Genomic DNA, 24,580 nt, shown 5'->3' with positions numbered 1-24,580 from the left:
GTCGTTAAAGTTTTTATAACTTACATAATGTAGGGATTATAGGAATAAAGCAGTTAATAAGTGATATATTTTAATTTATATGGTTATTTAAAGTTTTAATGTGAAATTAATATTGCTGTTTGTGTTTTCTAATTGAAAGTTAATGCGCATCTTTGTTTAAGAATTGATATAATTATAATAATATGTGTGGAATTGTATGTGCGTTTGATGTAAAGGAAAGCACGGAGGTTTTAAGACCTCAGTTGTTAGAAATGTCTAAAAAGATTAGACATAGAGGGCCAGATTGGAGTGGAATATATGCAGATGAAAAAGCAATCTTAGCTCATGAAAGATTAGCTATTGTAGATCCAGCTTCAGGTACTCAGCCTTTGTTTAGTGAAGATAAAAAATTAGTATTAGCTGCTAACGGTGAAATTTATAACCATAGAGAGTTAAGAAAGCAATTTGAAGGTACTTATAATTTTCAAACAGAGTCTGACTGTGAAGTAATATTAGCTTTATACCAAGAAAAAGGTGCAAGCTTTATTGACGAGTTAAATGGTATTTTTGGATTTGCTATTTACGACACAGAGAAGGATTCTTATTTTGTTGCAAGAGACCATATGGGAATTATCCCTTTATATATGGGATGGGATAAAAACGGTACTTTTTATGTAGCGTCAGAGTTAAAGGCTTTAGAAGGCACTTGTACAAAAATTGAATTATTTCCTCCAGGACACTATTTAGATAGTAAAGACGGCGAACTTAAGAAGTGGTATACTAGAGATTGGATGGAGTATGATGCAGTTAAGGAAAACGAAACTAGTATTAAGGAGGTAAAAGAAGCTTTAGAAGCAGCAGTACATAGACAATTAATGTCTGATGTTCCTTACGGTGTTTTATTATCAGGAGGGTTAGATTCTTCTGTAACATCTGCAGTTGCTAAAAAATATGCACAAAAGAGAGTAGAGTCTGGAGATACTAAGGATGCTTGGTGGCCACAATTGCACTCTTTTTCTGTAGGCTTAGAAGGTTCTCCAGATTTAGCAGCAGCACAAAAAGTTGCAGACCATATTGGTACCGTACACCACGAAATTAAGTTTACCATACAAGAAGGTTTAGATGCTATTAAAGATGTTATTTATAACATAGAAACCTATGATATTACTACCATTCGTTCTTCTACACCAATGTACTTAATGGCAAGAGTTATTAAGTCTATGGGTATAAAAATGGTATTATCTGGCGAAGGGGCAGATGAAATTTTTGGAGGTTACTTGTACTTTCATAAAGCGCCAAATGCGCAAGAGTTTCATGAAGAGACCGTACGTAAATTAGATAAGCTACATATGTATGATTGTTTAAGAGCTAATAAGAGTTTAGCTGCTTGGGGAATTGAAGGACGTGTGCCATTTTTAGATAAAGAATTTATGGATGTTGCTATGCGTATAAACCCAAAAGATAAAATGATTAATGGGGAACGTATGGAAAAATGGGTAGTTCGTAAGGCATTTGAAGATATGATACCTGAAAGTGTTGCCTGGAGACAAAAAGAACAATTTAGTGATGGTGTTGGGTATAGTTGGATTGATACCTTAAAAGAATTGGTGGAAAAAGAAATTACAGATGAGCAAATTGAAAATGCAGCTTTTCGTTTTCCAATAAACACACCATTAAATAAAGAAGAGTATTACTATAGAACTATATTTGAAGGACACTTTCCAAGTGATGCAGCGGCATTAAGTGTACCACAAGAAGCAAGTGTTGCATGTAGTACAGCAACAGCTTTAGAATGGGATGAGGCATTTAAGAACATGAACGACCCTTCTGGTAGAGCAATAGCTAACGTACATGACGAAGCGTATTAACAATTAAATAGTGAATTATACGTTAACAATAATTCTGTTTGTCTATTCGAGAGAATAGTCTCAGTTTTTTTATTTTAATTAGTCCTTAAGAAGCGCCCAATTGGGTGCTTCTTTTGTTAGGGTAAGTGGTTAATAGTTTCTTTGCGCGAGTAATTATTTTTTTAGAAAAAAGGGAAATTAATTTAAAAGGTTTTTTAGGCACTTTTGATATTTTAGTTGTTTTGTGTTTTTCTTTTTCTTTTTGTTAAAATGGATTTAAGGTACTTTTAAGGCTTTTTTATGAGCTTTTGTTAAAATCAGGTAAATTGTTGATAACTATTTGATATTGGCTTAAAATCATTTAAAAAAGACATATCCTTTATTTTATCTTTGTTAAGTTGCTATTGCAATAAGTTTAAATTAGGAATAAAATTAATATGAGCGAAGAAGCAAAAAAGAATAATTATTCGGCAGACAGTATTCAGGCCCTAGAGGGTATGGAGCACGTACGTATGCGTCCATCCATGTATATTGGAGATGTTGGAGTTAGAGGATTACATCATTTAGTATATGAAGTGGTAGATAACTCCATTGATGAAGCTATGGGAGGGCATTGTGACGAAATTAGCGTTACAATAAATGAAGATAATTCTATTACAACAAAGGATAATGGTAGAGGTATACCAGTAGGTTTACATAAAAAAGAAGGAGTGTCTGCTTTAGAGGTTGTAATGACCAAAATTGGAGCAGGAGGTAAGTTTGATAAGGATTCTTATAAAGTTTCTGGTGGTTTACACGGTGTGGGTGTATCTTGTGTAAATGCATTATCTAATGATTTAAAAGCTACAGTATACAGAGAGGGTGTTATTTGGGAGCAAGAATATAAAAGAGGAAAAGCCCAATACCCAGTAAAAAGAGTTGGAGAAACAGAGGATAGAGGTACCGTAGTAACCTTTAAGCCAGATGATTCTATTTTTACGCAAACTACAGAATATAATTACGAGACACTTGCAAATAGAATGCGAGAACTTGCCTTTTTAAATAAAGGAATAACTATAACAATAACAGATAAAAGAAATAAGGACGATAAAGGAGAATTTATTTCGGAAACTTTTCATTCTACAGAAGGTCTTAAAGAATTTGTTAAGTTTTTAGATGGTACAAGAGAATCATTAATACAGAATGTTATCTCCATGGAAGGAGAAAAAAATAATATTCCTGTAGAAGTAGCAATGATTTATAACACATCTTATACAGAGAACCTTCATTCCTATGTAAATAATATTAATACACATGAAGGAGGTACGCATTTATCTGGTTTTAGAAGAGGGCTTACAAGTACTCTAAAGAAATATGCAGATTCTTCTGGAATGTTAGATAAATTAAAGTTTGAAATTCAAGGGGATGACTTTAGAGAAGGATTAACTGCAATTGTATCTGTAAAAGTAGCAGAACCACAGTTTGAAGGGCAAACAAAAACAAAATTGGGTAACCGTGAGGTTTCTTCAGCAGTAAGTCAAGCAGTTTCTGAAATGCTTACCAATTACTTAGAAGAAAATCCAGACGAAGCTAAAACCATTATTCAAAAGGTAATTTTAGCGGCAACGGCACGTCATGCAGCAACAAAAGCTCGTGAGATGGTACAGCGAAAAACTGTAATGAGTATAGGAGGCTTGCCAGGAAAATTATCCGATTGTTCAGAGCAGGATCCTGCACAATGTGAAGTATTCTTAGTAGAGGGAGATTCTGCAGGTGGTACTGCTAAACAAGGAAGAGATAGAATGTTTCAAGCAATATTGCCATTGCGTGGAAAAATATTAAACGTTGAAAAGGCAATGCCACATCGTGTCTTTGAAAATGAAGAAATAAAAAATATATATACTGCTTTAGGAGTTACTATTGGTACCGAAGAAGATAGTAAGGCATTAAACTTATCAAAATTAAGATACCATAAAGTAGTTATCATGTGTGATGCCGATGTAGATGGTAGTCATATTGAAACGTTAATACTAACTTTCTTTTTTCGTTATATGCGTGAATTAATAGAAGGAGGTCATGTTTATATTGCTACGCCGCCACTATATTTAGTTAAAAAAGGTGCTAAAAAACGATACGCTTGGACTGATGAAGAACGAGATGAAATTGCAGAAAGTTTTAACGGTAGTGTAGGGATACAACGTTATAAGGGTCTTGGGGAAATGAATGCAGAGCAATTATGGGATACAACTATGAACCCAGAATTTAGAACATTACGACAAATTACTATAGATAATGCAACTGAGACAGATAGAGTTTTCTCTATGCTAATGGGAGATGAAGTTCCTCCTAGAAGAGAATTTATTGAGAAAAATGCTGTTTATGCTAACATTGATGTATAAAAAAAGCTATTTACACAACAAAAACTCGCCTCGAAAGGGCGAGTTTTTTAGTTTTGGTGAAAATTTTAATCATGAAAAATATACTTTTTTTATTAGCATTAGCATCTAGTTTGCAAATAATGGCGCAATCTAATGCTAACGATTTATTTGCAGCAGGGGTAAACGATGCAGAAAAATTTACAAATGCATATGTAACTCCAATGTCCGAAGGCTTACTATATAGTATGTCTAATGGCTGGTATAATTCAGGAAAAGCAAAACCCCTTGGAGGTTTTGAAATATCTATAATTGGTAATATGGCTTCTTTTAAAAATAAAGAGGATAAAAAAGGATTTGAATTAAATACTGCAGATTATGAAAATTTGCAATTTCAAGATGGTAGTATTGTAAAAACAGTAGCTACTGCTCTTGGAGATATAGAAGGGGTTGGTGTATATGTAGATGGTCCTTTAGCGGGTAATATAGATCGTCAAGATTTTGAGTTGCCAACAGGATTGTCATCAGAGAATATAAATTTTGTGCCTTCAGCTTTTGTGCAGGTAAGTTTAGGTTTAATAAAAGGCACAGAAATTAAAGCAAGATTTTTACCAAAGATTAATACAGATGAAGCTAAATTAGGTTTTTATGGTGTTGGTTTACAACATGAGTTCACTAGTTTATTGCCAGCAGAAAAAATTTGGCCTATAGCTATTTCGGGAGTAATTGGTTACACTCATTTAAATGGTTCTTATGATTTTACAGATCAAGGAGTAATAGCAGGAGAAGACCAAAAGTTAGATGCAAAAATGAATACTTGGGTTTTTCAAGCTATAGTGTCTACTAAATTACCAATAATTAACTTTTATGGTGGATTAGGGTATGTAACCGGAAAATCAGAAATTGATGTATTAGGAACCTATAGTGGGGGGTTATTAGCTGGTAGTGTAACAGACCCTTTTTCTATTAATAATAAAATAAGCGGTGTAACCGGAAATGTTGGAGCAAAATTAAAACTTGGCTTTTTTAGATTACATGCAGATTATACGCTTGCAGAATTTAATACCCTATCTATGGGAATTAATTTTGGATTTAGATAAAAATGAAAAAGGAGCTTTAAAACAAAAGCTCCTTTTTTAATCACCGTTTTATGTTTTTTTTATTCTCTCAGCGCAATTAAACCACCATTTTGATCTTGTAAAAGAACACCTTCTGGACTTTTATCTACAATTACAAAAACATCATTAGTCTTATCTGGTAAACCAGGATAAGAGACCGTATAAACTCCATTTTTCTGAGTCCATTTAAAATCTGTTTTCATAGTAATAGAGCCATTTTGTAAATCATGGTACCTTCCTAAATAAGCATCGTTAAAAATCCACTCTTGTTTACTTGTCGTTTGCTTATTTGTTTCATTGTCTGATGATGTATTTGCATTTGACCAAATACCAATCACTGGGTCGTTGTTTTCTTCAATTCGAGAACAATTACTTACTAAGATTATAGCTATAATAGCTAAGAATGAAAATACTTTTTTCATTTTGTAGATATTAGATTTGGGGGTTACCATATTATAACGAGAATATTGAAAATTGTATTGCTAAAATTCGACGTACTGCATTAAAATTGTTAGATAATCGATTAAGTGACTTTTTTTTAGGGTTAAAGGGTAGATTATACGTTTATTTTATCGGTTTAAAAGTTAAATTTTGATGGATATCTTCCCTACTTTTTAGGGATAATTCAGTACTTTTGGTATGTTAAAAGAAAATTTTAAAAATATAAGTATATGAAAATTACCGTAGTAGGAGCAGGTGCCGTTGGGGCAAGTTGTGCAGAGTACATTGCTATTAAAGATTTTGCATCTGAAGTAGTTTTATTAGATATTAAAGAAGGCTATGCAGAAGGTAAAGCAATGGATTTAATGCAAACCGCTTCTTTAAACAGTTTTGATACAAAAATTACTGGAGTTACTAATGATTATTCTAAAACTGCAGGTAGTGATATTGCTGTAATTACTTCAGGGATTCCTAGAAAACCAGGAATGACTCGTGAAGAGTTAATAGGTATTAATGCAGGAATTGTAAAAACAGTTTCTTCTAGTTTAATAGAGCATTCTCCAAATGTAATATTAATAGTTGTTAGTAATCCTATGGATACTATGACCTATTTAGTACACAAAACAACAGACCTACCTAAAAACCGTATTATTGGTATGGGTGGCGCATTAGATAGCGCTCGTTTTAAATATAGATTAGCAGAGGCTATGGAAGCTCCAATTTCTGATATAGACGGAATGGTAATTGGTGGTCATAGTGATAAAGGAATGGTTCCTTTAACATCGCATGCTACAAGAAATAGTATTAAAGTTTCTGAGTTTTTATCTGATGAAAGATTGGAAAAAGTTGCTGCAGATACTAAAGTAGGTGGTGCAACATTAACTGGACTTTTAGGAACAAGTGCTTGGTATGCTCCAGGTGCAGCAGTTTCTGGTTTAGTACAAGCAATTGCATGTGACCAAAAGAAAATGTTCCCTTGTTCTACATATTTAGAAGGAGAATATGGTTTAAATGATATTTGTATTGGTGTTCCTGTAATTTTAGGAAAAAACGGTATTGAACGTATCGTAGATGTTCCTTTAAGTGATGCAGAAAAAGCAAAAATGCAAGAAAGTGCTGCTGGTGTTACTAAAACTAATGGCCTTTTAGAGTTGTAGTTTACACACTCATAAACACATAAGAAAGCCTTTATAGTTTAGCTATAAAGGCTTTCTTTCTATAACAAGATAGGGGGCAGTAACATATATTGTAAAAAATATACTACCTAGTATAATCTTTCTTTTTATATTTGCCGCATGAATGCAAAATGGTGCGTAAGTACTTTAATTATTATTCTAGCCCTATTTGGGCTAAGTCAAGAGCAAACAAAAGCTTCTAATCAGCAAATTTTATTACAATTTACAGATGTAGAATTAGCTTCAGAAACTGTTCATGATGAGGTTTTGGCTACCATTACTAAAAAGCTACAGGTCTTAGGTGTAGATACTATTGAAATAGTAGAAAACGACAAGTCGCAATTAAGTATACGTTATTATAGTGCTATTGATGCAGATAGTGTAAAAGAATTTCTTACAAAAGAAAACCAACTTACATTAAATAAGGAAGATGCAAATAGTTTTCCTCTAGATTTTCCAATAGATGAACTTCCAGAAAGTTATAATTTAATAATTTCAGACCTTCATCAGCAGGTTAAAGAAGGTCAAAATTTAAATGGAAAGTATGCTTTTATTGTAAAGCAAGATTTAAATAAATTATCTAGACTAGTAGTTTTACCTTCTAAAAATACAATTGTTTTTAAACAATTGGCTGTTGTAGAGGCAGCATTTAGAAATAATAAGAACGTTGCAATTGCAAAATACAACACTTCACAAATAATTCCAGAAGTAAGGGCAGGGCCTTATGAAAATGGAAACAGTTAATTCCATTAAAAAAGAATAGTACTAAAGATTGTAGTTACTTCACATAAAAGTAATTTGCTTTAGGTTATAAATTTCATACAATCATAATCAACATAAATTAAATAAATTTTTAAAATGCAAAACAAAGGACTTATAAAGCTTTTTGCTTTATTATTTGGGTTAGTAAGTATATACCAGCTTTCCTACACTTTTATTACAAGTAAAGTAGAGAAGGAAGCACAGGTTTTTGCTGCTAGCCGTATTTCAGAATCGGAAGCAGACCATATTTCTAAAAGAGAAACATTAGCGGCAAGCTATTTAGATTCTATAGGTGGTAATAGTGTTTTTGGTTACACAAATTACAATGAAGCAAAGAAGAAAGAATTAAATAAAGGGTTAGACCTTAAAGGGGGTATTAATGTTACCCTTCAAATTTCGGTAAAAGATATCTTAAAGGGGCTTGCAAATAATACTAAAAATCCAGTTTTTAATAAAGCGTTAGCAGATGCAGATGCTTTGTCTAAAGATAGTGATGATACGTATGTAGAGTTGTTTTTTGAAGCTTTTGATAAAATAAAAGGCGAAACTAAATTAGCTTCACCAGATATTTTTGCAAATAAAGCACTTAGTGAAGAGGTTAATTTTCAAATGTCTGATGATGCTGTTAAGCCAGTAATTAGAAAGAAAATAGACGAATCTATCGTTTCTGCTTTCGAAGTATTAAGAGAGCGTATTGATGGTTTTGGTGTTACACAACCAAACATACAAAGAGAAGGTAATTCTGGACGTATCTTAGTAGAGCTTCCTGGGGCAAGAGATATAGCTAGAGCGCAAAGTTTATTATCAAGTACAGCACAATTAGAATTCTGGGAAACGTACAAACAAGGAAACCCAAGTTTTAATAATTTTTTAATTTCTGCTAATGAGAAATTAAAAACTATAGTAGATATTAAGAAACCAGAACCAGAAGTTTTAGAGTCAGAAATAGATTCATTGTTATCTGATGTAGCTGCAGATTCTTTAGATTTAGCAAGCCAAGTAAATCCTTTATACGATTTATTAATTCCTGCTAATCCAGGAACAAATGCAATGTTTAGAGCTGCAATTAAAGATACTGCACAATTAGGAGCATATTTAAGAATGCCAGAAATTAGACGTTTATTACCTGCAGATATTCAGTTTACAAAATTTGTGTGGGAACGTCCTACTAGCGAAGAGGTTGAGGTTATAGATTTGTATGCTTTAAAATCTAACAGAGATGCTACGCCAAGAATTAGCGGCGATGTTGTTAGTGATGCAAGAGATGATTTTGACCAATTTAACAAGCCTGCAGTTTCTATGACCATGAACACTAAAGGTGCTAAATTATGGGAAAAATTAACTGGAGATGCATATAGCAATCAAACAGGTATTGCAATTGTTTTAGATAATAAAGTGTACACAGCACCTGGAGTTTCTACAGGGCCAATTACTGGAGGGCGTTCAGAAATTACAGGTAACTTTACAATTAATGAAACTAAAGATATTTCTAATGTATTGCGTGCTGGTAAACTACCTGCTTCAGCAGAAATTATTCAGTCAGAAATTGTTGGACCATCTTTAGGACAAGAAGCTATAGATAGTGGTTTTATGTCTTTCTTAATTGCAATGGCTATTGTATTATTATGGATGATAGCATATTACGGTAAAGCTGGTGCCTTTGCAGATATCGCTTTATTATTAAACATCTTATTAATCTTTGGGGTACTTACTAGCTTAAATGCGGTGCTTACTTTACCTGGTATTGCAGGTATTGTATTAACCATAGGTATGTCTGTGGATGCTAACGTACTTATCTTTGAGCGTATTAAAGAAGAGTTAGCAAAAGGGAAAGGAAAATCGCAAGCTGTTTCAGATGGTTTTGGTAATGCATTATCTTCTATTTTAGATGCTAACATTACTACTGGTCTTACGGCAATAATCTTATTTGTTTTTGGTTCTGGTCCAATTAAAGGATTTGCAACTACATTATTAATAGGTATTCTTACCTCTTTATTTACTGCAATATTTATTACTAGATTATTAGTAGATTGGTATATAAGTGGTAAGGGAAGAACATTAGATTTTTCTACAGGAGCAACGAAAAACTTGTTTAAAAACATTAGTATTAATTTCTTAGGAAAAAGAAAAATTGCTTATGTAATTTCTGCAATATTAGTAGGTGTAGGGTTATTTTCATTATTCTTTGGAGCAGGATTACAACAAGGGGTAGATTTTGTTGGTGGTCGATCGTATCAAGTACGTTTTGAACAACAGGTAAACCCTTCAGAAATAGCATCAGAATTAAATACTGTATTTGGTAGTGGTACTAATGTTAAGACTTACGGAGAATCCAATCAAATAAAAATTACAACACCTTATAAAGTAGATGTTGAAGGTATTGAAGTAGATACTGAAATTCAAGAAAAATTATTTACTGCATTACAAAAATATTTACCAGATGGAATTTCACAACAAGATTTTAATGTTGGTAGTAATGAGGCATCTATAGGTATTTTACAATCTGTAAAAGTAGGTCCTACTATTGCAGATGATATTAAGAATAATGCATTCTTAGCAATTTTAGGTTCTTTAGCAGTTGTATTCTTATATATCTTAATACGTTTCCGTAAGTGGCAATTCTCTTTAGGTGCAGTTGTAGCGGTTTTCCATGATGTATTAATAGTATTAGGTATTTTCTCTTTGTTAGGGAAAATAATGCCTTTTAATATGGAAATAGACCAAGCGTTTATTGCGGCAATACTTACTGTAATTGGATATTCTTTAAATGATACCGTTGTAGTATTTGACCGTATTAGAGAAATCATAGCGGAAAGAGGTTGGAACAAAGGAGAAAATGTAAATTCTGCTATTAATAGTACGTTAGGAAGAACCTTAAATACGTCTTTAACTACTTTAGTGGTATTGTTAGCAATATTTATCTTTGGAGGAGAATCTTTAAGAGGGTTTATGTTTGCAATGATTATTGGTGTTGTTGTAGGTACGTACTCTTCTGTATTTATCGCAACTCCAGTTATGTTTGATACCTTGAAGAAAAAAATACTTTCAGGTAAAGCAGATACTATTATTAATGATAGTAAAGAAAAAGAATAATAATATTTTTTTAACCATGAAAAGGCTTAAGTAATTTTACTTAAGCCTTTTTTGTTTTTAATAGGAATTCTACAATTTAGTTATTGTTCCTACGGATCCTGTGGTAGAAGGAGTTAATAAATATTGATATTGTGGTGTTAAATTGCTTTCTTTTCTGTGTGATACAAATAAAATAGTAGTTTGCGATTCTTGTGCCATTTTATTCACAAGAGAAACTAATATACTAGCAGAAAAATCATCTAACCCTGCTGTAGGTTCATCTAGTATAAGTAATTCTGGATGCTTAACCATAGCTCTGGTGGTCATAATTACTCTTTTTTGCCCCATAGACAACTCTTTAAATAAAGTGTCTTTTAAGTCCTCCATCTGTAAAAGCTTTAGCCATTCTAGCGCACGTTGTTTTTGAACATCTGTGGGTTTTGTATACAACCCTATAGAGTCGTTATAACCAGATATTAGCATATTTTCAATAGTATGGTTGCCTTTAAACTTATCGGTCATAGAGGGCGTAAAATACCCAATGCGTTTTTTTATATCCCAAATACTTTCTCCGCTGCCTTTCTTTTTTCCAAAAATGTATAAGTCTTGTCCGTAGCCTTTTGGGTTTTCCCCAGTAAGCATGGATAGTATTGTAGTTTTTCCGCTTCCATTAGCACCAATTAATTCCCAAAAAGAACCACGGTCTATTTGCCAATTAATATTTTTTAAAACAGTTTTATCGCCAAATGATACAGTAACATTTTTTAGTTTAATTAATGTTTTTTCAATAAAGTTAGAAGTGAGTATTGGAGGAGGAATACTACCAGTTATTTTGTTTTTTGTCTTAAAAAGTGGAATAGTGTTTAGAGAGGAATATGTTTTTAAAGTTTCATTTTCTAAAGCTGCATAATGGGTAAGAAATGGTAGGGTGTCTTCTTTTCTACTTATCAGTTGTATAAAAGAAATTTTATCAGCTTTCTCTGTAAGTGTTTTTTTTATATTTATTTGCGACTCTATGTCTAGGTTGTCAAAAACATTATCTAGGATAATTACTTTATTATCTGTGCTAAAAAGATGTTTTAAAAGTGCCTTTTTTTGCTCTCCACTTGACATGGATTTTAAAGACTGATTGCTGTTTTTTGTAATTATTTTGGTGTCATGACGATCTTCATCCTCAATTAAACCTGCAATAGTAATTTTAGAAAATAATGCTATTTTATGGCCAACATAAGATTCTATATTTTGATACGAGCTATTTTTTAAAAACTCATGTATCAACTGTTTTTTGTTTGATGTATTCGTGATATATATTCCCCAATGATGGTTAGTTTTCATAATAATACTCTATATATATGTACAGGATTGTTTTTATAGGTAGTAGTCTTGTCTAAAAACATACCATTTGCAATTGCTACTTTTTGAGAAGGAATATTATCTATATGAATAATAGAAATTATAGAGTTTGTTATTTTGTTTTTCAATGCATAAGCTTTGCATTTTTTTGCGGCTTCTGTAGCATATCCTAATCTTCTGTATTTAGGTAGTATAGAGTATCCAATTTCTATTTCCTTACTAGTGTCAACAGTTTGTACTAGTAGTCCGCACATACCTATAAATTGTAAAGACTCTTTATCTAGCAAGGCATTCATACCTCCTAGATTATTGTTGTATCTATTAAAAATACCTTTAAAATGATTTTCGCAGGCAATTTTAGGGTCTTTGTCCAAACCTTCCCAAAATTGGGTGCTTGTTGGGTCTTCATAAAATGGAAGCCAAGAATTAAAATCTGAAGGAATTATTTTTCTAAATAGTAGGCGTTCTGTTTCTATTTCTTCTAATAGTAGTTGCACAGTATTAAAGTTTTGTAAACTCTATAGTATCTCCTACTTCTAAAATCCATTTTTCAGCTAATCCTGCATTTACTTCTAAAACATATTTTACAGGAACAATAGAAGATAAAGAGGTTTCATCTAATGGCTTTGCATTTTCTTCGAAACTAGCAATTTTTAAATTTTCATCAATATAAATTATATCCAGAGGAAACAGCGTGTTTTTCATGTAAAAAGAATGCATTCTTACATCTGGAAAAATAAAAAGCATTCCTTCATTGGTTGCCATACCTTCTCTGTACATAAGACCAGTTTGTGTTTCGTACTCCGTTTCTGCTATCTCAATATTTATTTTTGTTAAGACAGAATCTTTATTGCCTTTACGTATGGTTAATGTACCTTCTTTCTTAAACTCTATTGCAGCAGTTTTAACTACTTTTTTATTTTCTGTTTTACAAGAAAATAATGTTGCAGCTATAAATACTAAGAATAATAAAGAGTGTTGTAAAGATTTCATCTTAAATATTATTTAGAACTAAATTTAGACGGTTTAAACATAAAATAGAAGCCAATAATTATAAAAGGAATACTTAACCATTGGCCAGTAGATAATACCCCTAAAGATTCCTCAAAACCACCTTGGCTTTTCTTTACAAATTCTACAATAAATCTAATACTCCAAAGAAGCACTAAAAATAGACCTAGTAAATAGCCAGGTTTGTCTTTTTTGTCTGTTTTCCAGTATAAAAAGTGAAGAATTATAAAAACAAAAATATAGCTTATACCTTCATATAATTGCGCAGGATGACGATAAGGAATTTCTTCTAAATATTGAGCAAACTTAGGATTGTTTTCTATGGCTGCGTATGCTGCGTTTAATGTTTTTTCTTTTGTTACAGCAAGTGCTTTAGAAGGGTGTAAATCATCTGAGTCTCTAATGAAACGAGTGGCAAATGCAAATGATTTTTCTACAGGTTTTCCATTAATTTCAGAATTAAAGAAGTTTCCTAAACGCACACAAAAAGCACCTATAGACACAGGAACAACTAACCTATCTAGAATCCATAAAATTTTAAATTCTGGAAATTTTCTGGTGTATAAATACATTCCAATAATAATACCAATGGTAGCGCCATGACTAGCTAGTCCAGTAAAGCCGGTAAACTCATAGCCATTAATAAAACCAAATAAAGCACTATTTGCAGACTCCCTTATTGGTAACAAGATTTCAATTATATGGTTTTTGTAATATGGCCAATCGTAAAAGAAAACATGCCCTAATCGAGCTCCAAGCATTGTGGCTAATACGGTATAAATAAAAAGAGAATCTAGCTGTTCTACCGTTTTCTTTTCATTCAAAAATATTTTTTTCATTAAAAACCATCCTAATGCAAAAGAGGTAATCCATAATAAATTGTAGTATTTAATCTGAATGAAACCAATATTAAAAAGAGTTTCATTGGGATTCCATGTAAAGCCTAAGAAAAACATAGTAGAGTTTTATTTTTTTAATGTGCGACTAAGATAGTTAATTACTTAAGAAACAAATGTTAGTATTTTTTTAATTTCCCTTGAAATTTAAGGTACAGGATCATATCCTTTTCCTCCCCAAGGATGGCAACTAAATATTCTTTTTGTTGCTAGCCACCCACCTTTAAAAAGACCATGTTTTTTCAAGGCCTCTAAAGTATACTGCGAACATGTAGGGGAGTATCGGCATGTTGCTGGTGTAAACGGTGATATTGCAGTTTGGTAAAACTTAACTAAAAGAACAAAAGGTGCTATTAGGATTTTTTTTACCATATTTTTTATTATAAAATGGTAAAAGTAGTGCCTTCTTTTCCGTCTTTTAATTCTATCCCCATTTCTGCTAATTGGTTTCTAATTTTGTCTGATGTGGCAAAATCTTTATTCTCTCTAGCTTCTTTTCTTAATTCAATTAAAAGTTCTACAACACCGTCTATTTTATTAGAGTTATTATCTTTAGTGTTTTTGTCTTCTAGCCCAAGAACATCAAAAACAAAACTATGAAGTGTATCTGTCAATACTGTTTTGTCTGCTAAGGTAATACTAGCTTTTTCTTCTTTAATAAGGTTAATTTGTTTTACGGCTTCAAATAATTTTGCAATAAGTATTGGGCTGTTAAAATCATCGTTCATGGCATCATAACATTGTTGTTGCCATTGTTCTACATTAAAAGTAGAAGAGTCTTTAACGGTTACTTTATTTAAACTATCTATAGCTTCCATAAGTTTGTTAAATCCTTTTTCTGATGCTAAAAGGGCATCATTACTAATATCTAAAATACTAGTGTAATGTGCTTGCATCATAAAAAAGCGAACTACAGATGGTGAAAATGCTTTACTTAAGAAAGTGTTTTCTCCAGTAAAAATTTCATTTGGTAAAATACTGTTTCCAGTAGATTTTGCCATTTTCTTACCATTTAAAGTAAGCATATTGGCATGTAGCCAATAATTTACAGGAGAATGTCCATTACAAGCTTCTGCTTGTGCAATTTCACATTCGTGATGCGGGAATTTTAAATCCATTCCGCCACCATGTATATCAAAAGTCTCTCCTAAATATTTTGTACTCATTGCTGTACACTCTAAATGCCAGCCAGGAAAACCGTCTCCCCAAGGAGAAGGCCATCGCATAATGTGTTCTGGTTCTGCTTTTTTCCATAAAGCAAAATCCTGCGGATTTCTTTTTTCACTTTGTGCTGCTAATTCACGTGTATTAGCAATCATATCTTCTAATTTTCTCCCGCTAAGTTTACCGTATTCTTTTTTTTCATTAAAGGTCTTTACATCAAAATAAACAGAGCCATTTATTTCATAAGCAAACCCTTTGCTTATAATTTCTTTTATAATTTCTATTTGCTCAATTATATGTCCAGTAGCAGTTGGTTCTATGCTAGGAGGAAGAAAATTAAATTTTTCTAAAATAGTATGGAAATCAACGGTATAGCGCTGTACAACTTCCATTGGTTCTAGTTGTTCTAAACGCGCTTTTTTAGCAATTTTGTCTTCCCCTTCATCTGCATCATCTACCAAATGGCCAGCATCTGTAATATTCCTTACATACCTTACTTTAAACCCAAGATGCTTAAAGTATCTAAAAATCATATCAAAAGACATAAATGTTCTACAGTTTCCTAAATGGACATTGCTGTAAACTGTAGGGCCACAAACATACATACCTATGTGACCTTCATTTATGGGTTTAAAAACTTCTTTTTTTCCACTAAGGGAATTATATATTTTTAAAGTTTGATTTTTAAATACTTGCATTTTGGAAAAGGAATGGTATTAAAATTTAGTTTCTAGTTGAATAAAATTTAAAAATTCTCTACGTACGGCTTCTTCTTTAAATTTCCCACCATATTCTGCAGTAACTGTACTACTTTCTATATCACTAATTCCTCGAGAATTTACGCATAAATGTTTGGCATCAATAATACAAGCAACATCTTCTGTTCCTAAAACTTTTTGCAATTCTTTTACAACCTGAATAGTAAGTCTTTCCTGTACTTGAGGTCTTTTTGCGTAATAATCTACAATACGATTCATTTTAGAAAGCCCAACTACAGACCCGCTAGAAATGTATGCAATATGAGCCCTACCAACAATAGGTAATAAGTGGTGCTCACAGGTAGAATAAAGAGTAATGTTTTTTTCTACAAGCATTTCTCCATACTTGTATTTATTATCAAAAGTAGATGCTTTAGGTTTGCGGTCTGGGTGTAATCCGCCAAAAATTTCATTAACAAACATTTTTGCCACTCTGTTTGGAGTTCCTTTTAGACTATCGTCATTTAAGTCTAAACCTAGGGTGTGTAAAATATCGGTAACGCTAGCTTTAATCTTTTCTATTTTCTCTTTATCATTCAGAACAAATGCATCTTCTCTCATAGGAGTATCTTCTGCAGATGATATATGGTCGTCTCCCATGTTATCAAATTGCTCTTCTAATGTTGTGTCGATTTTCATTTAAATTCAACTTTAATGGAAGCGCAAAGATATACATAATATGGCAGTTTATACTATATTCTAGTGCTTACACAACATAAATTAGTGTTAAGAAAACAGGTTGGTTATTTTTAGGAATTACAAATTTGTATAAGTTTATGAACCGCTTAGGTGTTGTAATATGTTTTCTTTTTTTTGCTTCTGGCTTGTTGCTAAATGCTCAAGTTTCTCCAGATTGCGCTAATGCTATTCCTATTTGTAATGATACTCCTGTAAATGGAGGTACAACTGGTTATGGTGTAGACGATTTTAATGGAGCTACAGAAAGTGGTTGTTTACGGCAAACAACATCTGGAGTAATAGAAACTAATTCTGCCTGGTATAAGTTTAGGACTGGTGCTAGCGGACAGTTGGGTTTTAATATAGGTTTTGATACTTCTGAAGATTGGGACTTTGCATTATATAAAACATCAGATTGTAATAATTTAGGAACTCCTGTTCGTTGCAATTTTTTTGATAATATGGAAGCTAACACCTATATGGGTGTTGGAGAAAATCCTAACGGAGATACTGATACTATTCTGTATGAAGACTGGTTACAGGTAGAACCAGGAGAAGATTATTTATTGCTAATAAATAATTTTAGTAATACTAACTCAGGTTTTTCAATTCAGTTTTCGGGACATATTTTTGTCACAAATCCTAACAATGCTTTAGATTGTTCTATAATTAATAATTTATTAGGACCGCCTGTATCTGCTTGTGATACAGATACGGTTATTTTAGATGCTACAACAGCAACCGCTATTAGTTATGAGTGGTATTTAGATTTAGGAACAGGATTTTCAAGAATACCTGGTGAAAGTGCAGCTACATTAAATGTTGCCGTTTCTGCATTATATCGTGTTCTAGTGGTTATGCCTATGGGGAATAATATTGTTAGTGAGGCGCAGGTGGCTTTTTCGCCATCGCCAGTTACATATCCTTTACAAGATGAAATTTCTTGCTCTGGAAATTCTCAAATTAATTTACAATTAAAAGATTCGGAAGCATTAGGAACGCAAAGTTCTAATGATTTTAGAGTTAGTTATCATGCATCACAAAATGATGCAACAAATGGTGTAGATCCATTAGAGAAAGAAAATACAGTTTTAACTGGTTCGCAAACCATATACGTTCGTACAACTTCTATAGAAAATCCTAAGTGTTTTGATGCCTCTGAGAGTTTTAATTATACAAGTGTAGAAACCCCTGTATTAACTTTTGATGAAGAATTATTTTTATGTGCCAATGAAACTTCTGGAACTATTGGGGAATTGTCTCCAAATTCAAATTACACATATAACTGGGATACAGGAGAAACTTCTTCTAGTATTGTTGCAAGTGAAGCTGGGATTTATACTTTAACTGTAACGCATACAAGCAATGGCGTAAGTTGTACAAATTCAAGAAGTGTTACTGTTGTTAAGTCAGAATTACCAGAAGTAACAGATATAAAAATAGAAGACCTGCAAAGTAGTAATACTGTAGAAGTATTTATAAATTTAGAAGGCGAGTATACCTATCAAATTGACGAAGAAACAGTACAACAATCTAGACGATTTAGTAATGTGTTGCCTGGTAGGCATACTGTAAAAGTGATAGACCCAAAAGGTTGTGGAGAAGTAACCGAAGAAATTGTAGTAATAGGTTTTGAAAAATTCTTTACACCAAACGGAGATTCTATTAATGATTACTGGCAAATAAAAGAAATTGCAGAATTGCAAAATCCGCAAGTGTATATTTATGACCGTTTTGGTAAATTTTTATTTCAATTTGGAAGTACTTCAAAAGGTTGGGATGGCACCTATAACGGAGTGCCTTTACCTGCAACGGATTATTGGTTTAAGCTAGATTATATCAATGAAAATGGGCAGACTCAAACCGCAAAATATATAAATAATCATTTTTCTTTAAAACGATGATTTCTTACGCTTAGGAAGTGATTTTTATGCTTTTCATCGATTAAGTGTTTAATTTTTATGTTTAATATACTAAACTGATGGTGTACTAGTTATAGTAGTAATCTCTAATGTAATGTTAGCACCACAACCTATGCGATTACTTTATTTAACGATTATTTGTTTTTTATTTCTTTTGTTTAATGCAAATGCGCAACAAAATTCGGCCGACTGTAGGACTGCGATACCTGTATGTGCAGATGCTCCTATTTTTTCTGAAGCTGATGGAGGTGGAGATATAGATGATTTTGATCCAGACGTAGTTAGAGAATCCGGATGTTTAGAAAAAGGAAGTATTTCTTCGGCTAACATAGAGAATAATACATCTTGGTATGTTTTTAGAGCTGGTACTGGCGGGCAAGTCGGTTTTGATATAGAATCTTTAGCAATAGGAGGGGGTACTGGAACACCAACAGCAGAATGGGATTTTGCAGTATATGGTCCAGATGTAGACTGTGGAGATATTGGTAGCGGAGTAGCGCAACCAATTAGATGTAATTACGAAGTAAATACCACAAATTTTACTGGAGTAGGGGTAAACCCAGAAAACGGACAAGAAGGAGCACCATTTTTAACCGGTAGCCAGAATACTTATGACGAGTGGTTGGATGTGCAGCCTGGAGAAATATATTATATTTTAATAAACAACTTTAATACTAATTTTGATGGAGACCCTGAACCTTATTCCTTAACTTTTACGGGGAGTTCGGTTGAAGCGGACCAAAATACAGCCTTAGATTGCACCTTGCGTGATGAATTTTTAGGATTAGATATTGTTGCCTGTGAAGGGGATCCTGATATTACATTAAGTGCACTTAATTCTCCTGCAGGTTCAGATATAGGGAGTGTAGAATGGACGGTAGATTATGAAGATGATGGGGTTGTTGATGCTACTTTACCTGGTTCTGGAGATTTTGGAGCGGAATTAGTAGTTGCAAGCCCTAATTCGGGTAGGTATTTTGCAGTAATAACTACTGCTAGTGGTACGCCTCCTACAGTTGCGGACGATGGAGGAGTGTTAATTACTTTTCATGGGGAGCCTGTATTGGACCGTGTAGAAATTTTAGAAACAAACTTATCAGCGGATCCAGACAAGAATAATATAGAGATTTTTGTGGTTGGTAATAGTAAATATGAATTTGCTATAAATGGAGGAGAGTTTCAAGACGACCCAATTTTTACAGATATACCGCCAGGTTTAAATACCTTAATAATAAATGATAAGAATGGTTGTGGAATTACAGAGCCTATAGACTTTTTTATAATAGGGTATCCAAAATTCTTTACACCAAATAGTGATGGATTTCATGATTCTTGGAATGTTTTAGGTATTGATAGATTAACAGATGCTAGGGTATTTATTTTTGATCGCTACGGTAAATTGTTAAAACAGTTAGATGCTAATACAATTGGTTGGGATGGCACCTATAACGGCAGGCAGTTACCTTCTACAGATTACTGGTTTAGGTTGGAATATGCAGAGGATGAAAATGGTCTTATAGTTGCTAAAAACAGAAAAACTCATTTTACATTAAAAAGATAAAAAAAAGAGCCTTTAAAAAGGCTCTTTTTAATTTTACAGTGTTTTTTTAGAAATTTAAAGTGTAACTAAGAGTAGCTGTAGTATTAATTCTATTTACAACAGTAGGATTTGTAAGTCCTGTGGTAAATAATAATTCGCTCACATCTTGGTCTGTTCTGCTTAATCCAAAATCTAATTTACTTCCTCCAAAATTAAAGCCTATTCCTCCAGAAAATCCACTTAAGTCTCCAGTGAAATTGTTAGTGTCATATGGACTTTGTTCGTAGCGGTATCCTGCTCTTAGGCTAACTAATGCTATTCTATATTCTCCACCAATTCTTACTGTAGAAACACCTCCAAGAGTATTTCTTATATTGTCGTTTTCAATAGAAAAATTAGGGTCATTTGTAGGTCTAAATTCTGCTTTAGACATATCTTGGTAACCATAGTCAAAACTAAGAAGTCCTTGCTTACCAAAAACAAAAGCTAAACTTCCTGTAAGCTTGCTAGGGGTTTTAAGGGTATAGGTATCAAATATATTTACAACATTAAAGTTAATAAACCCAATATCATCATCTGCTAAATTAGAATCTATTTTTTGTGAAAATTCATCATTAATTCTATACCAAGTAGGAGTTTGGTAGCTACCACCAATGCGTATAAATTGATTAAGTTTTGCAATAGCTCCAATATTTAAAGAGACTCCATTTCCTTCTGTATGTAAAGAACTATCAAATATTGTTTCTTGTATAGGAGAACCATTGTCATAACCTCTCTCTGTAAATTCTTTGAGCTCATCATACATGATGCTATGGAAATTTAAAGAAGCTCCTAAGTATAAGTTTTCCTTGTATTGCGTACCTATGTTTAATGTTAATTTGCTGTTGTATCCAGAAGTGTTTTTTAAATAAGATTGGTTTACAGTGGTATAATTAGCATTTCTTGTATATTGATCCGTATCATCATTTTCATTAACAGGGTCGATTATGCCTCCATAATATCCTAGAAATGCTTGCTGACTTCCAAAACCTGCATTAGCACCAATATCTAAATAGGCATCTTCTAAAAATTCACCATCTTGCTTTAGAATAGAGCCAAAAGGAACCCCTTGGGCAAAATCTAAAAAATAATTATCTATCCCTTGCCTACTTTCTCCTGATGCAAAAAACTCATTATCAAAATTTGTAGCTAAATCATAATTTATGGCAAGTGTAATTTTTTTCCAATCGCTATCGCTATTATTTTTAAGAACAAAAACACCACCAGCTTGGTTTATATTTAAGCTATTTAATTTTGTTCCGTTACCTGTGTTAAAGTAACTAGCGTAATTATCTCTATTATAGTTACTTCCAGATATAGTGAAAAGACTATTTGTAAATACTGCAGATCCTGCAGGGTTAGTATTTAGAGCAGATAAGTCTCCTCCTAAGGCTCCAAATGCACCACTCATTGCATTGTAACGAGCTGTTCCTGTTGTATTTTCTGTGCTATATCGTAATGCATCAGCACTATTTTGGGCGCTTATTGTAATGCATGCCAAAAGGCATAAAGAAGTATATAAATGTTTCATGGAATTTTTTTTTATGAGTTACAAGCTTAAAATACTAGTTTCTACCTCTGCTACTAGATGACCTAGAACCGCTACTTCTGCTAGAAGAACTGCTAGAACTTCTATAGCTACCACTACTTCTGCCAGAAGAGCTACTTCTTCCAGAGCTATAATTGCTGCTGCGTGGAGAAGAACTTCTATAAGATTGATTAGATCTAGAACTACTAGATCTAGAGCTGCTTGTTCTAGGACTGCTTGTTCTGGAACTAGAGCTTCTGTATGATGATGTTCTAGGTGCAGTACTTGTGCTTCTAGAGTTAGAACTTCTGCTTCTGTAAGTGCTTGATCTTGGAGAAGAACTTCTGCTAGCTTGGTTTGTTCTAGAAGAACTATTATATCTAGGAGTTGCTCTAGTGCTTCTGCTTGTTCTATAGGCTCTATTTTGATCTACGCCAACAGATCTGCTAGAACTTCCGCTTCTATAGCTTCTAGATGTGGTTCCTCTAGTGTTAGAGGAACGAGTACTTGAACTTCTATATCTTGGTGAACTTGTTCTGCCAGAATAACTAGATCTAGTCGTAGATCGCGTAGCTCTGCTAGAATTATTTCTTGCATTACCTCTTGAGTAGTATCCTCTTCTAGAGTTGTTGTATGCATAACTTCTATTGTACCTGTTGTACCTATTATTGTAATAAGGATGTCTGTTACCGTAATAACCTCCGTAACCATAATAATAAGGAGAGTTCCAGCGATTTCTAAATCCGTATCCGCCCCAGCCCCATGGGTTGTTAAAGCCCCAACCATTATTCCATCCAAAGTTGTTCCAGCCATATCCATAACCGCCCCAGCCATTATTCCATCCAAAGTTGTTCCAACCATATCCGTAGCCACCCCAGCCCCAATTATTCCAGCCGTTATTCCATCCATTATTATAAACTGTAATGCTTACATCAGAAGTATTGTCGCCCCAATTACCATACCCTTCATAATCATTTTCAGATGTGTAATAATCTGTTAGTTGTCCTTCGCTAATGCTATCATTAACAACTTTACTAGAATAGGAATCTACATCTGTAAAAATTTCTTCATCTAATATTTCGTTATATTGATTTGCTTTTTCACCAAAGTAATCAGAATAAGTGTTGTTCTCGTTTTGTTTTTTAACAACGGTTCTATTTGGTGTGCGAACTTCTGTAGTTGTTTCATTACCAGATGCGTAAATGCCATCATTGTCGTAATAAGATGCTTGTTGGTAAGAACCACAAGAAACGGCAAAAACACCTAAAATGGCAAGTGAAAGCACTTTGCTAAAAGAATAAAGGGGTCTAGAATATATCATCGTTGTAAAATTAATTGTTGAACATAGTAAAAATAATTAGTTTTACCGAATTATTTTCAATAACATAAACACAAGTTTTGTGCCAAACTACATATAATGAGTAAAAAATTAACGAAGAGAAGCGAGGATTATTCTAAATGGTATAATGAACTTGTAGTAAAAGCCGATTTAGCTGAAAATTCAGGAGTTCGCGGTTGTATGGTTATTAAACCTTACGGATACGCAATATGGGAGAAAATGCAAGCTGCATTAGATAAAATGTTTAAAGAAACAGGGCATGAGAATGCTTATTTTCCACTTTTTATACCAAAATCTTATTTGAGTAAAGAAGCTAGTCATGTAGAAGGTTTTGCTAAAGAATGCGCTGTAGTAACACATTACAGACTTAAAAATGCCGAGGATGGTTCTGGTGTTATTGTTGATCCAGAGGCTAAATTAGAAGAAGAGTTAATAGTTAGGCCAACTTCTGAAACTATTATTTGGGATACCTACCGTAAATGGATACAATCTTATAGAGATTTACCATTATTAATTAACCAATGGGCTAATGTGGTACGTTGGGAAATGCGTACACGTCTTTTCTTAAGAACAGCAGAATTTTTATGGCAAGAAGGGCATACAGCCCATGCAACTGAAAAAGAAGCTATTGAAGAAGCAGAACAAATGATGCATGTGTATGCAGATTTTGCAGAGAACCACATGGCGGTGCCAGTAATAAAAGGTGTAAAAACAGAAAGTGAGCGTTTTGCAGGTGCTGTAGAAACCTATTGCATAGAGGCTTTAATGCAAGATGGTAAGGCATTACAGGCAGGTACATCGCACTTTTTGGGTCAAAATTTTGCAAAAGCTTTTGATGTTAAATTTGCAAACAAAGAAGGAAAAAAAGAACATGTATGGGCAACTTCTTGGGGTGTTTCTACACGTTTAATGGGGGCGTTAATTATGACGCATAGTGATGATAGTGGATTGGTTTTACCTCCTATGTTGGCTCCTATACAAGTTGTAATTGTTCCAATTTATAAAGGGATAGATCAATTAGATGCTATATCGGAAAAAGTAAATCCTTTAGTAAAAGAGTTACGTGCAAAAGGGTTTTCTGTTAAGTTTGATAATAGAGATACGCACAAGCCAGGATTTAAATTTAATGAGTACGAATTAAAAGGGGTTCCAGTGCGTTTAGCAATTGGCCCTAGAGATTTAGAAAATGGTACGTATGAAGTTGCAAGAAGAGATACTTTTGAGAAAGAAACAGTTGCAGCCGATGCAGTGATTTCTAAAATTGAATTTTTGATGGAAGATATTCAGAAGAACATACATCAAAAAGCATTAAAGCATAGAGAAGACCATATAACAGAAGTAGATACTTACGAAGAGTTTAAAGATGTTTTAGAAAACAAAGGTGGTTTTGTTTCTGTACATTGGGACGGTACTACAGAGACAGAAGATAAGATAAAAGAAGAAACAAAAGCAACTATTCGTTGTATTCCTATGGATGCAAAAGAAGAAAATGGGGTAGATATAATCTCTGGAAAACCCTCTAAAAGAAGGGTGTTATTTGCAAAAGCATATTAATTTTTAAAAAAAATATGTACAGGTGTTGCGATAGTAAAAAATAATTGTAT

General features: G+C 33.1%; 19 protein-coding genes. 9 read left to right on the top strand and 10 right to left on the bottom strand.

Going from position 1 to position 24,580, the window contains the following annotated elements; all coding sequences use genetic code 11:
• The first annotated feature begins 182 nt into the window (after positions 1-182).
• From asnB to CLV91_RS12570, 3 genes are all read left to right on the top strand, one after another.
• A complete protein-coding gene (gene asnB, locus CLV91_RS12580; RefSeq protein WP_121068489.1) occupies positions 183-1,847 on the top strand; it encodes an asparagine synthase B in 1,665 nt (554 codons plus the stop codon).
• A gap of 416 nt (positions 1,848-2,263) precedes the next feature.
• Positions 2,264-4,204, top strand: coding sequence for a DNA topoisomerase (ATP-hydrolyzing) subunit B (gene gyrB, locus CLV91_RS12575; protein WP_121068487.1), 1,941 nt, complete (start codon positions 2,264-2,266; stop codon positions 4,202-4,204).
• Between the two features lie 71 nt (positions 4,205-4,275).
• Positions 4,276-5,280, top strand: coding sequence for a DUF6588 family protein (locus tag CLV91_RS12570; RefSeq protein ID WP_121068485.1), 1,005 nt, complete (start codon positions 4,276-4,278; stop codon positions 5,278-5,280).
• Between the two features lie 59 nt (positions 5,281-5,339).
• On the opposite strand, the gene CLV91_RS12565 is transcribed toward CLV91_RS12570, so the two are convergent.
• On the bottom strand, positions 5,340-5,720 hold the full coding sequence (locus tag CLV91_RS12565; RefSeq protein ID WP_121068625.1) for a hypothetical protein: 381 nt from the start codon (positions 5,718-5,720) through the stop codon (positions 5,340-5,342).
• A gap of 249 nt (positions 5,721-5,969) precedes the next feature.
• Here CLV91_RS12565 and CLV91_RS12560 point away from each other — a divergent pair, with 249 nt between their 5' ends.
• The 3 genes from CLV91_RS12560 to secDF all read left to right on the top strand — a co-directional run bounded on the left by CLV91_RS12560 (position 5,970) and on the right by secDF (position 10,769).
• Positions 5,970-6,896 (top strand): malate dehydrogenase, encoded by a 927-nt coding sequence (locus CLV91_RS12560; RefSeq protein WP_121068483.1) that lies wholly within the window; start codon positions 5,970-5,972, stop codon positions 6,894-6,896.
• A 138-nt stretch (positions 6,897-7,034) separates the two neighbouring features.
• Positions 7,035-7,658 (top strand): hypothetical protein, encoded by a 624-nt coding sequence (locus tag CLV91_RS12555; protein ID WP_121068481.1) that lies wholly within the window; start codon positions 7,035-7,037, stop codon positions 7,656-7,658.
• Between the two features lie 114 nt (positions 7,659-7,772).
• Entirely contained in the window at positions 7,773-10,769 is a 2,997-nt protein-coding gene (gene secDF / locus CLV91_RS12550; protein WP_121068479.1) for a protein translocase subunit SecDF, read from the top strand.
• Between the two features lie 69 nt (positions 10,770-10,838).
• Here secDF and CLV91_RS12545 read toward each other — a convergent pair whose 3' ends face one another.
• From CLV91_RS12545 to folE, 7 genes are all read right to left on the bottom strand, one after another.
• Complete coding sequence (locus tag CLV91_RS12545) at positions 10,839-12,083, bottom strand: ATP-binding cassette domain-containing protein (protein WP_121068477.1); 1,245 nt, start codon at positions 12,081-12,083, stop codon at positions 10,839-10,841.
• Positions 12,080-12,598, bottom strand: coding sequence for a GNAT family N-acetyltransferase (locus tag CLV91_RS12540; protein ID WP_121068475.1), 519 nt, complete (start codon positions 12,596-12,598; stop codon positions 12,080-12,082). The genes CLV91_RS12545 and CLV91_RS12540 overlap by 4 nt, the downstream gene beginning before the upstream one ends.
• A 4-nt stretch (positions 12,599-12,602) precedes the next feature.
• Complete coding sequence (locus tag CLV91_RS12535; RefSeq protein WP_121068473.1) at positions 12,603-13,094, bottom strand: DUF192 domain-containing protein; 492 nt, start codon at positions 13,092-13,094, stop codon at positions 12,603-12,605.
• 8 nt (positions 13,095-13,102) lie between these two features.
• On the bottom strand, positions 13,103-14,068 hold the full coding sequence (gene lgt, locus CLV91_RS12530) for a prolipoprotein diacylglyceryl transferase (RefSeq protein WP_121068471.1): 966 nt from the start codon (positions 14,066-14,068) through the stop codon (positions 13,103-13,105).
• Positions 14,069-14,155: 87 nt separating this feature from the next.
• A complete protein-coding gene (gene yidD / locus CLV91_RS12525; RefSeq protein WP_121068469.1) occupies positions 14,156-14,380 on the bottom strand; it encodes a membrane protein insertion efficiency factor YidD in 225 nt (74 codons plus the stop codon).
• 8 nt (positions 14,381-14,388) lie between these two features.
• Positions 14,389-15,870, bottom strand: a complete 1,482-nt coding sequence (cysS, locus tag CLV91_RS12520) for a cysteine--tRNA ligase (protein ID WP_121068467.1) — start codon at positions 15,868-15,870, stop codon at positions 14,389-14,391.
• 18 nt (positions 15,871-15,888) lie between these two features.
• Positions 15,889-16,569: a GTP cyclohydrolase I FolE gene (folE, locus tag CLV91_RS12515; RefSeq protein ID WP_121068465.1), complete on the bottom strand. Its 681-nt coding sequence runs from the start codon at positions 16,567-16,569 to the stop codon at positions 15,889-15,891.
• 137 nt (positions 16,570-16,706) lie between these two features.
• Between folE and CLV91_RS12510 the strand changes: the two genes are divergently transcribed.
• Positions 16,707-18,512: a T9SS type B sorting domain-containing protein gene (locus CLV91_RS12510; RefSeq protein ID WP_121068463.1), complete on the top strand. Its 1,806-nt coding sequence runs from the start codon at positions 16,707-16,709 to the stop codon at positions 18,510-18,512.
• A 112-nt stretch (positions 18,513-18,624) separates the two neighbouring features.
• Positions 18,625-20,091, top strand: a complete 1,467-nt coding sequence (locus CLV91_RS12505) for a T9SS type B sorting domain-containing protein (RefSeq protein WP_245987187.1) — start codon at positions 18,625-18,627, stop codon at positions 20,089-20,091.
• Positions 20,092-20,137: 46 nt separating this feature from the next.
• Here CLV91_RS12505 and CLV91_RS12500 read toward each other — a convergent pair whose 3' ends face one another.
• Complete coding sequence (locus CLV91_RS12500) at positions 20,138-21,640, bottom strand: OmpP1/FadL family transporter (protein ID WP_121068461.1); 1,503 nt, start codon at positions 21,638-21,640, stop codon at positions 20,138-20,140.
• Positions 21,641-21,674: 34 nt separating this feature from the next.
• The gene (locus CLV91_RS12495; RefSeq protein WP_121068460.1) at positions 21,675-22,958 is read right to left on the bottom strand and encodes a hypothetical protein; all 1,284 of its coding nucleotides are present in this window, start codon (positions 22,956-22,958) and stop codon (positions 21,675-21,677) included.
• 96 nt (positions 22,959-23,054) lie between these two features.
• On the opposite strand from CLV91_RS12495, the gene proS reads away from it, so the two are divergent.
• Positions 23,055-24,530: a proline--tRNA ligase gene (gene proS / locus CLV91_RS12490; RefSeq protein ID WP_121068458.1), complete on the top strand. Its 1,476-nt coding sequence runs from the start codon at positions 23,055-23,057 to the stop codon at positions 24,528-24,530.
• The last annotated feature ends 50 nt before the right edge of the window (positions 24,531-24,580 follow it).

It is taken from the genome of Maribacter vaceletii (assembly GCF_003634105.1).
Classification (GTDB): Bacteria; Bacteroidota; Bacteroidia; order Flavobacteriales; family Flavobacteriaceae; genus Maribacter_B; species Maribacter_B vaceletii.
The sequence above is the reverse complement of the archived record's forward strand: the minus strand, read 5'-3'. Positions and strand labels throughout refer to the sequence as shown.

Coding starts and splice junctions, on each gene's coding strand:
- asnB (WP_121068489.1), top strand. CDS start 183: ATGTGTGGAATTGTATGTGCGTTTGATGTAAAGGAAAGCACGGAGGTT.
- gyrB (WP_121068487.1), top strand. CDS start 2,264: ATGAGCGAAGAAGCAAAAAAGAATAATTATTCGGCAGACAGTATTCAG.
- CLV91_RS12570 (WP_121068485.1), top strand. CDS start 4,276: ATGAAAAATATACTTTTTTTATTAGCATTAGCATCTAGTTTGCAAATA.
- CLV91_RS12565 (WP_121068625.1), bottom strand. CDS start 5,720: ATGAAAAAAGTATTTTCATTCTTAGCTATTATAGCTATAATCTTAGTA.
- CLV91_RS12560 (WP_121068483.1), top strand. CDS start 5,970: ATGAAAATTACCGTAGTAGGAGCAGGTGCCGTTGGGGCAAGTTGTGCA.
- CLV91_RS12555 (WP_121068481.1), top strand. CDS start 7,035: ATGAATGCAAAATGGTGCGTAAGTACTTTAATTATTATTCTAGCCCTA.
- secDF (WP_121068479.1), top strand. CDS start 7,773: ATGCAAAACAAAGGACTTATAAAGCTTTTTGCTTTATTATTTGGGTTA.
- CLV91_RS12545 (WP_121068477.1), bottom strand. CDS start 12,083: ATGAAAACTAACCATCATTGGGGAATATATATCACGAATACATCAAAC.
- CLV91_RS12535 (WP_121068473.1), bottom strand. CDS start 13,094: ATGAAATCTTTACAACACTCTTTATTATTCTTAGTATTTATAGCTGCA.
- lgt (WP_121068471.1), bottom strand. CDS start 14,068: ATGTTTTTCTTAGGCTTTACATGGAATCCCAATGAAACTCTTTTTAAT.
- yidD (WP_121068469.1), bottom strand. CDS start 14,380: ATGGTAAAAAAAATCCTAATAGCACCTTTTGTTCTTTTAGTTAAGTTT.
- cysS (WP_121068467.1), bottom strand. CDS start 15,870: ATGCAAGTATTTAAAAATCAAACTTTAAAAATATATAATTCCCTTAGT.
- folE (WP_121068465.1), bottom strand. CDS start 16,569: ATGAAAATCGACACAACATTAGAAGAGCAATTTGATAACATGGGAGAC.
- CLV91_RS12510 (WP_121068463.1), top strand. CDS start 16,707: ATGAACCGCTTAGGTGTTGTAATATGTTTTCTTTTTTTTGCTTCTGGC.
- CLV91_RS12505 (WP_245987187.1), top strand. CDS start 18,625: ATGTTAGCACCACAACCTATGCGATTACTTTATTTAACGATTATTTGT.
- CLV91_RS12500 (WP_121068461.1), bottom strand. CDS start 21,640: ATGAAACATTTATATACTTCTTTATGCCTTTTGGCATGCATTACAATA.
- CLV91_RS12495 (WP_121068460.1), bottom strand. CDS start 22,958: ATGATATATTCTAGACCCCTTTATTCTTTTAGCAAAGTGCTTTCACTT.
- proS (WP_121068458.1), top strand. CDS start 23,055: ATGAGTAAAAAATTAACGAAGAGAAGCGAGGATTATTCTAAATGGTAT.